This is a genomic window from Burkholderia sp. BCC1047 (genome assembly GCF_902833155.1).
In the GTDB taxonomy this organism is placed as follows: Bacteria; Pseudomonadota; Gammaproteobacteria; order Burkholderiales; family Burkholderiaceae; genus Burkholderia; species Burkholderia sola.
The window spans coordinates 400,510-413,228 of sequence record NZ_CADFEH010000001.1 but is presented as its reverse complement, the minus strand read 5'-3'; the positions used below and the strand labels follow the sequence as shown (position 1 = coordinate 413,228).

12 protein-coding genes are annotated in these 12,719 nt (G+C 68.7%); 5 read left to right on the top strand and 7 right to left on the bottom strand.

What is annotated here, in order from left to right; all coding sequences use genetic code 11:
• Positions 1–15 precede the first annotated feature (15 nt).
• The 4 genes from HWX55_RS01670 to HWX55_RS01655 all read right to left on the bottom strand — a co-directional run bounded on the left by HWX55_RS01670 (position 16) and on the right by HWX55_RS01655 (position 3,612).
• Complete coding sequence (locus HWX55_RS01670; protein ID WP_175973457.1) at positions 16–1,683, bottom strand: ankyrin repeat domain-containing protein; 1,668 nt, start codon at positions 1,681–1,683, stop codon at positions 16–18.
• Between the two features lie 177 nt (positions 1,684–1,860).
• Positions 1,861–2,295, bottom strand: a complete 435-nt coding sequence (locus HWX55_RS01665) for a GNAT family N-acetyltransferase (protein ID WP_175973455.1) — start codon at positions 2,293–2,295, stop codon at positions 1,861–1,863.
• A 47-nt stretch (positions 2,296–2,342) separates the two neighbouring features.
• Positions 2,343–3,203, bottom strand: coding sequence for a MurR/RpiR family transcriptional regulator (locus HWX55_RS01660; RefSeq protein ID WP_126368971.1), 861 nt, complete (start codon positions 3,201–3,203; stop codon positions 2,343–2,345).
• A 55-nt stretch (positions 3,204–3,258) separates the two neighbouring features.
• Positions 3,259–3,612, bottom strand: a complete 354-nt coding sequence (locus tag HWX55_RS01655) for a NirD/YgiW/YdeI family stress tolerance protein (RefSeq protein WP_175973453.1) — start codon at positions 3,610–3,612, stop codon at positions 3,259–3,261.
• 234 nt (positions 3,613–3,846) lie between these two features.
• Between HWX55_RS01655 and HWX55_RS01650 the strand changes: the two genes are divergently transcribed.
• The 4 genes from HWX55_RS01650 (at position 3,847) to HWX55_RS01635 (ending at position 6,968) form a co-directional block, all read left to right on the top strand.
• Entirely contained in the window at positions 3,847–4,509 is a 663-nt protein-coding gene (locus HWX55_RS01650; protein ID WP_175973451.1) for a response regulator, read from the top strand.
• Positions 4,506–5,882, top strand: coding sequence for an ATP-binding protein (locus HWX55_RS01645; RefSeq protein ID WP_175973449.1), 1,377 nt, complete (start codon positions 4,506–4,508; stop codon positions 5,880–5,882). The genes HWX55_RS01650 and HWX55_RS01645 overlap by 4 nt, the downstream gene beginning before the upstream one ends.
• Before the next feature lie 235 nt (positions 5,883–6,117).
• Positions 6,118–6,564 carry a MarR family winged helix-turn-helix transcriptional regulator gene (locus HWX55_RS01640; protein WP_175973447.1) on the top strand — a complete coding sequence of 149 codons (447 nt, stop codon included), beginning with the start codon at positions 6,118–6,120 and terminating at the stop codon, positions 6,562–6,564.
• Between the two features lie 35 nt (positions 6,565–6,599).
• Positions 6,600–6,968, top strand: coding sequence for an antibiotic biosynthesis monooxygenase family protein (locus HWX55_RS01635; RefSeq protein WP_175973445.1), 369 nt, complete (start codon positions 6,600–6,602; stop codon positions 6,966–6,968).
• A 677-nt stretch (positions 6,969–7,645) separates the two neighbouring features.
• On the opposite strand, the gene blaPEN-B is transcribed toward HWX55_RS01635, so the two are convergent.
• A complete protein-coding gene (gene blaPEN-B / locus HWX55_RS01630; RefSeq protein ID WP_175973443.1) occupies positions 7,646–8,584 on the bottom strand; it encodes a PEN-B family class A beta-lactamase in 939 nt (312 codons plus the stop codon).
• A 136-nt stretch (positions 8,585–8,720) separates the two neighbouring features.
• Between blaPEN-B and penR the strand changes: the two genes are divergently transcribed.
• Positions 8,721–9,611 carry a beta-lactamase transcriptional regulator PenR gene (gene penR / locus HWX55_RS01625; RefSeq protein ID WP_175973441.1) on the top strand — a complete coding sequence of 297 codons (891 nt, stop codon included), beginning with the start codon at positions 8,721–8,723 and terminating at the stop codon, positions 9,609–9,611.
• Between the two features lie 483 nt (positions 9,612–10,094).
• Here penR and HWX55_RS01620 read toward each other — a convergent pair whose 3' ends face one another.
• Together HWX55_RS01620 and HWX55_RS01615 are read right to left on the bottom strand one after the other, a co-directional pair.
• Positions 10,095–10,346: a hypothetical protein gene (locus tag HWX55_RS01620; protein WP_175973439.1), complete on the bottom strand. Its 252-nt coding sequence runs from the start codon at positions 10,344–10,346 to the stop codon at positions 10,095–10,097.
• A gap of 96 nt (positions 10,347–10,442) precedes the next feature.
• Positions 10,443–12,665: an amylo-alpha-1,6-glucosidase gene (locus tag HWX55_RS01615; protein ID WP_175973436.1), complete on the bottom strand. Its 2,223-nt coding sequence runs from the start codon at positions 12,663–12,665 to the stop codon at positions 10,443–10,445.
• Between the last annotated feature and the right edge of the window lie 54 nt (positions 12,666–12,719).

The window sequence follows — 12,719 nt, the reverse complement described above, 5'->3', positions numbered from 1 at the left end:
ACGGCCCGCGCCGCGTCACGTCGATGCGGGCCGCCCGTCGTCGATGCCGAGCAACACGTCGGTGACGGCGTCGGAGAACCGCATCGCGCGGCCGTCGATCAGCACGCCGTCCGGATTCGACGGATCGCGCACCGCTGGCGGCACGCCGTGCGCGAACAGCACGCGCGCGCACGCTTCCCAGTCGGGATCGCCGACGCCCTCCGGCTCGTTGACGGACGCCCACGACAACGTACCGAGCGCATCGCTGCCGAACCCGTGCAGGTCGCGCCAGCGCGCGCCGTGTGCAAGCAGGAACGCCAGCAGTTCGGCATCGCCGCGGAACACCGCGTGATTCAGCGCGCTCGCGTCCCAGTCGCCGCCGCGCGCGGCGATCGGCCAGCCCAGTTCGACCATCACTTTCACCGCGTCGCGCGAACCCCATGCGGCGGCGTCCGGCAGCAGCCGCAGCCGGTCGTCGGGCAGCGCGCCGGGGAGTTCGGGGCGTTCCGCCTGGATGCGCCGCGCGTCGTCGGCATCGGCGCGCGCGCAGGCCGCCATGAACGCGTCTTGCGCATCGAGCGCCTCCTCCGCGCCGGCCGCGCGCAACAACGCCGCGATGTCGGACAAGCCGGCCTGCATCGCGAGCCGGTACGCGCTGACGCCGGCGGCAGTCCGCGCGCCGGGATCGGCGCCGGCCGCCAGCAGCACGGCGACATGGCGTGCCGGGCAACGCACGGCGATCGCGCGCAACAACGGCGCGCCCCACATCCTCGTCGGCCCATCGCCGGCCGGCTCGTTCGGGTCGCCGCCATGCGCGAGCAGCAGCTCGAGCGCGGTCGCGTCCGGCACGTCGAGGGCGCGCCGCAACGCATTCGTGCCGCCCACCCGTGCGCCGTGCTCGAGCAGCAGACGCGTGCACGCCGGGTTCTCCACCGAGTGATACAGCGATTCGCCGTCGTTCGGATCGGCGCCGGCTTCCAGCAGCATCGCGGTGAGCGCCGGATCGCGATTGACGCCGGCGGCGCCATACAGCGCAGACAACGGTTCCGACTCGTCGGGCTCGGCAAGCGACGCCGGCGGATACCGGTTCCCGATCCGCTGGTTCGGATCGGCGCCCGCATCGAGCAGATGACGCGCGCACGCACGCAACCCGGCCGCGAATTCGGGAAGCTGCGCGAGCCGCGAATGCGTGACGGCGACGAGCGGCGGCAACTTCAGCGCACCGCCCGCGCGCGCGATCCAGCCGGGATCGGCGGCCAGCGCCGCCTTCACCGCGTCGAGATCGCCCGCCGCGCATGCGATGGTCGGGTCCGCCGACACGAGATCGGGACGATCGAGCAGCAATTGCGCGGCGACGCGCGGCCGGGCCGCGTCGAAACCGCCGGTCACGTCGGCGCCGTACGCGAGATCGAGCCAGCGCCGGATCAGCAGCGAGCGCGGTTGCCGCGTGAGTGCGTGCGTTTCGACGAACACGCCGAGAGCGGACCACGAAGCAAAGCCGTACTCGCGTGCGATGCAGGACTGCGCGTCGTGCAGGCGCAGCCCGAGCGCGAGCGTTTCGTCATGCGTGCGATGCGCGGCGGCGGGCAGGGATGCGACGAAGCGCGCGACGGCATCGGCGTCGCCCTGCCGGTACAGGCGCAACAATGCCTTGGCCTGCTTTTTCAGATGATCGGGATGGGCGTTGGGAGGCAGCTTTTTCATGCGGATCCTCGTGCATGGATGGCCGAAGGTCCGCAATACCGCCAGCACGAAGGATGGGGAAGACTGGATTGACTGCGACAGGTGGGTTGAACCCTTTCCGCGGACCCGGAAGCGACCTGCATCGCTGCCCGGTATCGTAGGCGACGGCCGCCGGCATCGTCAACCGTGCCGCGCCGCTCAGCCCGCGAGTTTCTTCGTCAGGAAGATGCGCGTGTGCCCGACCGGATAATCGGGCAGCTCGCCGAAACGCACATAGCCGCGCTTCTCGTAGAACGGCCGCGCCTGGAAGTCGAACGTATCGAGCCACGCGCTGTGGCAGCCGCGCGCGACGGCCTCTCGTTCGGCCAGATCCATGATGCGCGTGCCGGCGCCCTGCCCGCGCGCGGCCTCGGGCACCACGAGCAGGTCGACATGCAGCCAGCCGAACGCCGTGCCGCCCCACAGGCCGCCGACCACCGAGCCGGCCGCGTCGGTCGCGATCACGGCCAGCGGCCGGAAGTCGGCCGGGCCGGCCTGACTTTCGTTGAAGCGGACAAGCGGCGCGACGATCTGTTTGCGCACGGCCGCGTCGGCCGCGTCGGTCACTGCGTAGGTCAACGTCGTCGGTTGCATCGGGTCGTCAATGAAAGTGCGCCAACAAGCCGTACATCCCGCGCCCGTCAAACGACGTACGCGCCCTTTGCGTGCAGTTCCGCTTCGGTCCGCTCGAGCGCCGCGACCGCATCGCTGCCTTCGAGCGCCAGCAACTGCGCGACGAGCGCCTCGGCCATCGCATGCGCGGCCACCAGCGACGGAAAGAACGACGGGCTGTCGTGCGTGAAGATCAATTGCGCGTCCGCATGCAGCGCGATCGGCGACACCGCGCTGTCCGTGATCGCGACGATCTTGCTGCCCTGCGCTTTCGCCGCCTGCGCGACGCGCGTCGCCTCGGCCGAATACGGCGCGAAGCTGATGATCACCGTCACGCTCTGCTTCGCGATCGTGCGCAGCTCCATTTCGAGCGAACCGGCGACACCGTTGAGCAGCGACACGGTCGGACGGAACAGGCGGTAGCCGTAGACGAAACCGAACGCGACCGGATAGCACGAGCGAAACCCCGCCACGTGCACGTGCGATGCCTTGCGGATAAGCTTCGCCGCATCCGCGAGCGCGTGCTCGTTCTGCGCGGCGGTCGCCGACAGGTTGTGCTGCTGCGCGGCGAGCAGATCGTGCGCGAGCGACGCCTTCGCGTCGGGCCGCACGAGCGAACGCGCGCGCTGCGTGAGCGGCTCGGGACGCGTGCGCACGCGCGCGACGCACAGGTCGCGCAGCTCGTTCCAGCCGGGAAAGCCGAATTGCTGCGCGAGCCGCACGAGCGACGCAGGCTGCACCTGCGCGCGCTGCGCGACCTTGCGCATCGACGACGTGGCGACTTCGTCGGGATGATCGAGCAGGAAGGCGGCGCCCGCCTGGAATTGCGGGCTCAGCTCGGAAAATTGCGCCCGGATCCGGGACGCGAGTTCGTCGAAATTGGCGGCCATCTTGGTGGGAACGGGAACCGGTCGTCCATGGTATCACCGGCCCCGCGCCCACCGGTCAACGCAGCACTTCGACGTGATCGGCGTCGACCTTCACGCCACCCGACCATTTGCGCTCGAATTCGCCGGTCAGCTTCACCTCGTTCTGGTCGCTGACAGGCTGGCCCGCCGCCCACAGCTTGTGGTCGATCTCGACGCGGATCGTGCCGGTGGCGTCGGCGAACTCGTAATCCTCGCCGCCGACGTGCTTGACGATGCGCCCCTGCAACTGCACGTGCTGATCGTCGCGGCCGTTGGCGAGCAACTCCTTCACGGTCGTCGTCGTCAGCGCGGACGGCCCCGTGTATTGCGCATGGACGGCGGCAGGCAGCGCGACGAGCGCAACCGCCAGGATTCTGGCCAGGTGTTTCATGATCTCGGTCCTCTTCTTCGATATGGCGCCGCGCTCCGTTGAACGCGACGGCGCCAGATTACGGACCGTAAGATTAAGCAAACCTGAAGGGCGTACCGACGTGACACGGTGCCGCATTGGACGAGTACGAAAGCGAGGCGCACATCGCGCGCATTTAAGCTTCGCCTAAGACGCGTGCGCTTATCATGACCATCCCGGGCGCCGCGGCGCCCCCGTTGGAGAGACACGAAAGCCATGCGCGTACTGCTCGTCGAGGACGATCCGCTGATCGGCAGCGGGCTCGAACAGGGCCTCAAACAGGAAGGCTTCGCGGTCGACTGGGTGAAGGACGGCGACGCCGCGTCGCTCGCGCTGCGTACGACCGGCTACGGGCTGCTGCTGCTCGATCTCGGGCTGCCGAACCGCGACGGTTTGTCGGTGCTCGCCGCGCTGCGCCGCCGCGACGACAACCTGCCTGCGATCATCATCACCGCGCGCGACGGCGTGCCCGACCGCATCGCGGGCCTCGACAGCGGCGCGGACGATTATTTGGTCAAGCCGTTCGAGCTCGACGAATTGCTCGCCCGCATCCGCGCGGTCACCCGCCGCCATGCGGGCCGCGCGCAGACGACGCTCGCGATCGGCCCGCTGCGGCTCGATCCCGTCAAGCACCTCGTCTGGCTCGACGACGACGAAGTGCCGCTGTCGCCGAAGGAATTCGTGCTGCTGCACGAACTGATGCGCGAACCGGGCGCGGTGATTTCGCGCGAACAGTTCGAGGAACGGCTGTACAGCTGGGGCGAGGAAATCGAGAGCAACGCGGTGCAGGTGCATATCCACAACCTGCGCAAGAAACTCGGCCACGACATGATCCGCACGGTGCGCGGCGTCGGCTACCGGATCGGGGACGGCACGTGACGCGGATGCAACGCGCGGTCGCGCGCTGGCGCAACGCGTCGCTGCGGCGGCGCCTGCTGACGTGGCTGCTGCCGGCCGCGTGCGTGATCGGCCTGGTCGCGAGCGCCGGCACCTACTGGGGCGCGCTACGCGAACTCGACGACCTGCTCGACGACCAGATGCGCAGCATGTCGAAACAGATCGTCGTCGGCCCGAACGGCGAGCTGTCGTTCAGCAACCACGCCAAGGGCAAGCACGGCTTCGAAGCGAGCGACCCCGATGCGGTGCTGCTGCAGGTGTGGCGCAACGGCACGCTCGTGTATTCGACCGACCGCGATTCGAAGCTGCCGCCGCCCGCGCAGCAGGGCATCGCGAGCGTCGACGTCGGCGGCCAGCCGTGGCGCACCTATGTGACCGAGCGCGGCGGCACGACGATCCGGCTCGCGCAGGCGCGGCATGCGCGCTGGGAGGCGATCGCGGGCATCGCCGTCCACCTACTGTGGCCCGTGTTCTCGATGCTGCCGCTGCTCGCGCTCGGCCTGTGGTTCGGCATCGGCGCGGGGCTGCGGCCATTGCGGGCGATCGCGTCCGGCCTGAAACGCAGGAATGCGAACAATCTCGAACCGGTCGACGTCGCCTCGATGCCGAACGAGGTTCGCCCGCTCGCCGAAGCGATCAACGACCTGCTCGCCCGCCTCGACCGCTCGTTCACGCTGCAGCGGCACTTCATCGCCGATGCCGCGCACGAACTGCGCACGCCGATCATGGGGCTGTCGATCCAGTCGCAATTGCTGCGCCGCGCGGCGACGGCCGAGGAACGCGAGCACATCCTCGCGCAGATCCATGCGGGCACGACGCGCCTCGGCCACCTCGCCGAACAGTTGCTGACGCTCGCGCGCCTCGAACCGGATGCGCAGGCCGCCGCCGCCGCATCGTCGCCGGTCGATCTCGCCGCGCTGTGCCGCTCGGTGGTGTCGGACCGCGCGCGCGTCGCCGATGCGCACCGGATCGATCTCGGCGCGATCGTCGACGCACCCGTGATGGCATCGGGCAATGTCGACACATTGCGCGTGCTGCTGAACAACCTCGTCGACAACGCGATCCGCTATGCGGGCGAAGGCGCGCGCGTCGACGTGTCGGCGCGCATCGACGGCGCGACACCCGTGCTCGAAGTGGCCGACGACGGCCCCGGCATTCCGGAGGCCGAACGCACGGACGTGTGGGAACGCTTCTATCGCGGCGAAGGCGCGCAGGCGGTCACGTCGTCGGGCAGCGGGCTCGGGTTGTCGATCGTCAAGCGAATCGCCGAACAGCATCGCGCGACCGTCGCGCTCGGCACCACGCGCGGCGGGCGCGGGCTGACCGTCACGGTGCGCTTCCCACGGCCGGCCTGATGCGCGCGGCGGGCGGCTTGTCCACAGATTATGTTGGCAAGCTTGTGGACAACCTTCCATTAACGGCACCAAGCCCTTGATCGGAAAGGGTTTGTCGTACGTGCGCGGCAAATGCGCCGGAGCGGAGCACGCACGCGCTCGCGCAAGTTGTCGTGGACGATCCGCTCGATCCGTCAATTTGACAACCAGTTGTCTATAACGTAAACTAGTTGTCAATTTACGACCCGAGCGGGATATGACGAAATCCGACAAGTTGACCGCCGTCGCGCTGTCCGTATTCCGGTTGAACGGCCTGCTGATCGAATGGGGCAACACGTTCGCCGGGCCGCACGGCTTGACGAGTGCGCGCTGGCAGGTGCTGGGCGCGATCTCGATGGCGCCGGACGCGCCGACCATCCCGCAGATCGCCGATGCGATGGGCATCACGCGGCAAGCCGTCCTGAAACAGATCAACGTGCTGACCGACGAAGCGCTGGTGCTGTCGTTGCCCAATCCGGCGCACAAGCGCTCGCCGTTGTATGCGCTGACGCCTCGCGGCGAAGCAGCCTATCAGGCCGTGGTCGAGCAATGGCAGCGGCATGTCCGCGACATCGCCGGCGACTTCAGTTCGGCCGATCTCGACGCGGCGCTTCGCGTGCTGTCGGCGATGTCCGGCGCGCACGGCCAGGACGGCCGCGCGTGACCGCCCGCTTTCCCTCTACCCCGCCAGGAGTGCCCATGCCTCAGTTCAAGCCGATGGATCCGGCCTGCCCGATCCAGCAACAGATCGCGATCGACGCGGAGCCGGTCGTGCTCGTCAACGTGTTCACGCTGGCGCCCGCCGACGAAGCCGACTTTCTCGCCGTCTGGAAGGACGATGCGGCGTTCATGAAGCGGCAGCCGGGATTCATCTCGACGCAGCTTCATCGCGCGCTCGGCGACAGCCCGACCTACCTGAACTACGCGATCTGGGAATCGACGGACGCGTTTCGCGCGGCCTTCACGCATCCGGAATTCGTCGCGAAGCTGTCGGCCTATCCGTCGTCCGCCGTCGTCAGCCCGCACCTGTTCCAGAAGGTCGGCGTGGCCGGTATCTGCACCGCGTGAGCCGCCGTGCGAAGCGTGGCAATGCGTGGCATCCCGCCGCATCGCGAATGCGGACTTCTCCACAGAAAATGTTGGCAAGCTTGTGGATATCCTGCGCACCACGACGCTAAACCCTTGATCCGATGGACTTTGGCACGCGTGATGCAGACGCGGCGCGCGCCATGGCCACCGCGCACACCGCTTCGCCGCACTTCGCATCACGACGCCACGGCGATGCGCCACTTACCCACAGATTGTGTTGGCAAGCATGTGGATAGCCTGCGCATACCGCGACCAAGCGCTTGATCCGAAAGACTTTGTTCGCGCTGCTTCGAAACCGGCACACGGCCGCGCAAACGCCGGTTGCGTGTCGCCTCGGCACGTGAAGCGCCGCCTGCCACGCCGCCTGCCCTGCTTGTCCACAATTTTTGTTGGCAAGCGTGTGGATAGCCTGCGCATACCGCGGCCAAGCGCTTGATCCGAAAGACTTTGTCGGCACTGCTTCAAACACGGCACGACGGCGCGTGTCACGCCGCGCGACGCAGCGCGCAGGCTTGTCCACAATTTTTGTTGGCAAGCATGTGGATATCCTGAGCATGCGCGAGCTAAGTCGTTGATCGCACAACGTTTGAGCGCGCGGGTCACGACTGCGGCACGGCGCGCCCGCGGATCTCACCACGCGCGCCGTGCCGTACCGCTCAACCGAACGTCTGCGCGACGATCCGCGCGACCGACGCGATCACGTCGTCCTTTGCCCGCGCATCGGCGCGAGCCTGCGTGTAGTACACGGCCAGCACGATCGGCGCGCGCGACGTCGGCCAGATGACGCCCGCGTCGTTCGTCGTCCCGTAGTCGCCGGTGCCGGTCTTGTCGCCGACCGCCCACCCGGCCGGCACGCCCGCACGAATCCGCTTGTCGCCGACCTTGTTGCCGCGCAGCCAAGCGACGAGCTGCGCGCGCTGCGCGGCCGGCAATGCGTCGCCGAGCGTCAGCACGCGCAGGCTGGCGGCCATCGCGGCGGGCGTCGTCGTGTCGCGCGGGTCGCCCGGCAGCGCGGTATTCAGTTCGGTCTCCCATCGATCGAGCCGGAACGTGTCGTCGCCGATCGAGCGCGCGTAGGCGGTCACCGCCGACGGGCCGCCGATCAGCTTCATCAGCAGGTTCGCGGCCGAGTTGTCGCTGTACTGGATCGTGGCCTCGCACAGCGCGGCGACCGTCATGCCCGCGCCGACATGCTTCTCCGACACCGGCGAATAGTTGACGAGGTCGGCCTTCGTATACGTCACGCGCTGTTGCAGCAAGCCCGGCCGCTCGACGCTCCGCGCGAGCACCGCCGCGCTCAGCATCGCCTTGAACGTGCTGCAGAACGGGAAGCGCTCGGCCGCGCGATGCTCGATGACCCGGCCGCTCGCCGTGTCGATCGCGCACACGCCGAGACGGCCGCCCGCGTCGCGCTCGAGGTCGGCAAGCGTCGCCGCCGCCGCGGCCGGCGCAATCGGATCCGCGGCAGCCGCCGCTGCCGCCGTGGCTTCGTCCGGCGCGGCGGCCTGTCGCGACGCGCACGCGGTGACGGTGAAAACGAGCGGCGCCGTCGCGGCGGCCAGCAACAGGGTTCGACGTTTCGATGAGTAGGTCATGTCGGTTGTCTCGTGGTGGAATGGCGGCGAAACGTGGTTGACGCGTGGAGAACGGCCGGCCGCCGAGACAGCACTATCGAGACTTTACGGTTGCCTGACAAGCAACGATAATTGAGCGCTGACAAAAGAAATTCTTATGACGAAGCTCCGCCCTCATCTTCCGCTCAATGCATTGCGCGCGTTCGAATCGTCGGCGCGCCATCTGAACTTCACGCGCGCCGGCCTCGAGCTGAGCGTGACCCAGGCCGCCGTCAGCCAGCAAGTACGCTCGCTCGAGGAGCGGCTCGGCTGCACGCTGTTCACGCGGCTGCCGCGCGGTCTCGGGCTGACCGACGAGGGCCGCGCGCTGCTGCCGGTGCTGAGCGACGCGTTCAGCCGCATCGAGACGGTGCTCAAGCAGTTCGACGGCGGACGTTTCCACGAGGTGCTGACGCTCGGCGTCGTCGGCACCTTTGCCCTAGGCTGGCTAATGCCGCGACTGAAGCAGTTCGGCGACACGCACCCGTTCGTCGAGCTGCGGCTGCGGACCAACAACAACGTCGTCGATCTCGCCGGCGAGGGCCTCGATTTCGCGATCCGCTTCGGTGAAGGCAACTGGCCGGCGACGCGCAACGAGCGGCTGCTCGATGCGCCGCTCACCGCGCTGTGCGTGCCGGACATTGCGCGGCGCATCGCGCAGCCGGCCGATCTCGCGAACGAAACGCTGCTGCGCTCGTACCGCACCGACGAGTGGCTCGGCTGGTTCGACGCCGCGCAGCTCGAACCGTGGGCCGTCAACGGGCCCGTGTTCGATTCGTCGCGGCTGATGGTCGAGGCCGCGATGCAGGGCGCGGGCGTCGCGCTCGCGCCGGCCTGCATGTTCGCGCGCGAACTGCAGCTCGGCCAGCTCGCACGACCGCTCGACATCGACGTGCGCGCGGGCGGCTACTGGCTCACGTCGCTGAAGTCGAAACCGCTGACGCCCGCGATGACGCTCTTTCGCGACTGGATCGTCGCGGAAGCGGCCGGCGCGGCGGCGGCCGGGTAACGCGGCCTCGCTTGTCCACAGAAAGTGTTGGCAAGGATGTGGATATCCTGGGTACCCGGGGCCTAAGCCCTTGATCGCGCACGCATTAGCGTGCCGGTACAGGGAGCGGGCAGCCTTTGCGCACGGGCTTCGCGCACGCATCGCGTTCCCATCGGATCCTCAACCAATGCGACGCAATCGATTGCGAGTTGTCCACAGATTTTGTTGGCAAGCCTGTGGATATCCGTCAGATCGGATGCGTAACATCTTGATACACAAGGGGATTCGATTCACGGACCTTGACCGGTCAATGGTGTGGCACCGGAACGGTTGTCGAACCGCACGCCGTGCACGCGCGGCGTGCCGGGCCCACGGCCGGGCGGTTCTCCACAGATTGTGTTGGCAAGCTTGTGGATATCCTGCGTATCGGGCACCTAACTGATTGAGCGCACGGGGTTTTGTGCCGCGTCCACCGAATCGGGCAGCGCGTGCGCCGCCCGCGCATCAATGACGGTCGAGGCCGCCGCGCAATTCGCTCGCCTTGTCGCGCAGCGCTTCGTAGCCGGAACGCGCATGCTCGGGCAGATCGGGATCGCCGATCAGCGCGCCGAGCGTTTCGATCAGGCTGAACAGGATGCCCTTCGCCGCGCCGACCGCGATGCTCTGCGATTCGATCGACTTGTGCAGGTGGTCGACCGCCGCTTCGAGGTTCTCGAGCTTGTGCTCGCCGTCGTCGGGCCGCTTGTCGGTCGTCATCGTCTACCTCCGCCATCGTTCAAGGGTCATGTCACGATTCTATGCCGCCGCGCGCGAATGTGGCACGACATCGCGCAACGTTCGCGCGACACCGCGCTACAGCACCGCGACCACCTGCACGCGGCCCGGCCGCTCGGCCGCCGCGATGACCTGGCCGTCGACGCGGCGGAACGTCAGCGACACGGTTTCGTCGCCGACGCGCAGCGCATCGATCCGCAACCAGTCGACGCCTTCCGGCAAGGCCGGACGCTCGACGCGCACCTCGTGGCGCGACGCGTCGATGCTCACGCCGAGGCAAGCCTGCAGCATCATGAACGGCGCGCCGGCCGCCCACGCCTGCGGCAGGCAGGCCACCGGATACGCGGTCGGCGGTTCGCCGCGCCGGCGCGGGAACCCGCAGAACAGCTCCGGCAGGCGCATCTCGAAGCTCACCGCCGCCTCGAACAGCGCACGCAGCAGATTCACCGCGGCCGTCTTGTCGCCGTAGCGCGCCAGGCCGCGCGCGATCAGCGCATTGTCGTGCGGCCACACCGAACCGTTGTGATAGGCCATCGGATTGAAGCGCGGCTGGCCGGCCGCCAGCGTGCGGATGCCCCAGCCCGTCTGGAACAGCGCCGAGCCGAGCACGCCGGCGACCGCCGCGCCGCGCTCGGCGTCGGGCAGCCCGAATGCCAGCAGGTGGCCCGCGTTCGACGCGAACACGCGGCACAGCTCGCCATGACCGTCGAGCGCGATCCCGTAGAAATCGCCTTCCGGCATCCAGAACAGCGCATCGACCTGGTCGCGCAGCGTCTTCGCGCGCGACGCGTAGCGCGTCGCGTCGGTCGCATGGCCGCGCCGACGCGAGCACGCCGACATCGCGTCGAGCGCCGCGCACGCATAGGCCTGCACTTCGACGAGCGCGATCGGCCCATCCGGGAAACGGCCATCCGCGTGGAACACCGAATCGTGGCTGTCCTTCCAGCCCTGGTTCGCGAGGCCGCGCTCCGACGTGCGCTGGTAATCGAGCAGCCCGTACGGGTTGCGGTCGCACTTGTCGATCACCCATTGCGCGGCGCGCTCGAGCGCGGGCCACAGCTCGTCGATCAGCGCATCGTCGCCGGTGCGTTCGGCATAGGCGCCCGCAAGCACGATGAACAGCGGAGTCGTATCGACGCCGCCGTAGTACAGCGCGAACGGCACTTCGCCGGTCGCGGCCATCTCGCTGCGGCGGAACTCGTGCATGATCTTGCCGGGCTCCGCGTCGCGGAACGCGGAGGTCTCGCGCGCCTGATGCTCGGCGAGAAAGCGCAGCACGCCGCGCGCGAGCGACGGCTGCAGCCACAGCATCTGCAGCGACGTGATGATCGCGTCGCGGCCGAACGGCGTCGAGAACCACGGAATGCCCGCATACGGGTACGGCCCCGTGTCGAGCTGCGTCGTGAGCAGCCCGAGATCCGCGAGCGAACGATCGAGCCACGCGTCGAACAGCGGATTGCCGGTGTTCACGCGCGCCATCGACTCGCGCCGCGCGCGCATCTCGCGATGCACGCCGACGAGCGCGGTGCGCAGCGCGACGCGGCCGCATCCGGGCCCTTCGGCCTGCGCGGGCCCGAGCGTCGCATCGACGGTCAGGTAGATCGACACGCACGCCTGCGCGGCGATCGTCAGCGTGTAGTCGGCACGATCGACCGACAGCGCGTCGGGCGCCGGCGAGAAATGCACGGTCACGTTGCGCTCCACGCCGTCGAGGCCGTCGTAGCGCAGCCGCACCGCGCCCGCGTCGACGCGCGGCGCGCCGACCGTGCCGCGCTTCGGCCGCTGCGTGCCGCGCACTTCGAACATGTCCTTGAAATCGGCCGCGAACGACAGCGACAGCGGCACCTCGGCTTCGCTCGCGCCGTAGTTCGTCAGCGTCAGCGCCTCGTACAGCACGTCGCCCGCGAGCACGCGCATGCGCTCGATGTGGATCACGCCCTCGGGCGTCTCCTTGCCGCCGAGCGGCGGCAGCGGGCGGTTCGTCAGGTGCGCGGTGAACGACGCGTTGTCGGCGCTCGTCGCGCCCGACAGCAGCGACGGCGCGCGGCCGCCGAACGTCAGGCGCCAGGTCGACAGCACGCGCATGTCGTCGACGAACAGGCCGTCGTCATGCCCGCCGATGTCGCCGAGCGCGTCGCTGACCACGAACGCGTCGCCGGATTTCAATACGTACTGGTTGTTGCGCGCGAGGACCTGCGGATCGGCTTCGGGCGCGATGAAGGCGGGACCCGACGCGATGGTCGGGGCAATCGGCGCGACCTGCGGCGCCTGCGTCGTCGTGGCTTCGGCGTGATTCGGCATCGATGCTCCTGTGTCGAGGCGCAACGCGCGGCGCGCGTCGCGTGTTTCGCACAG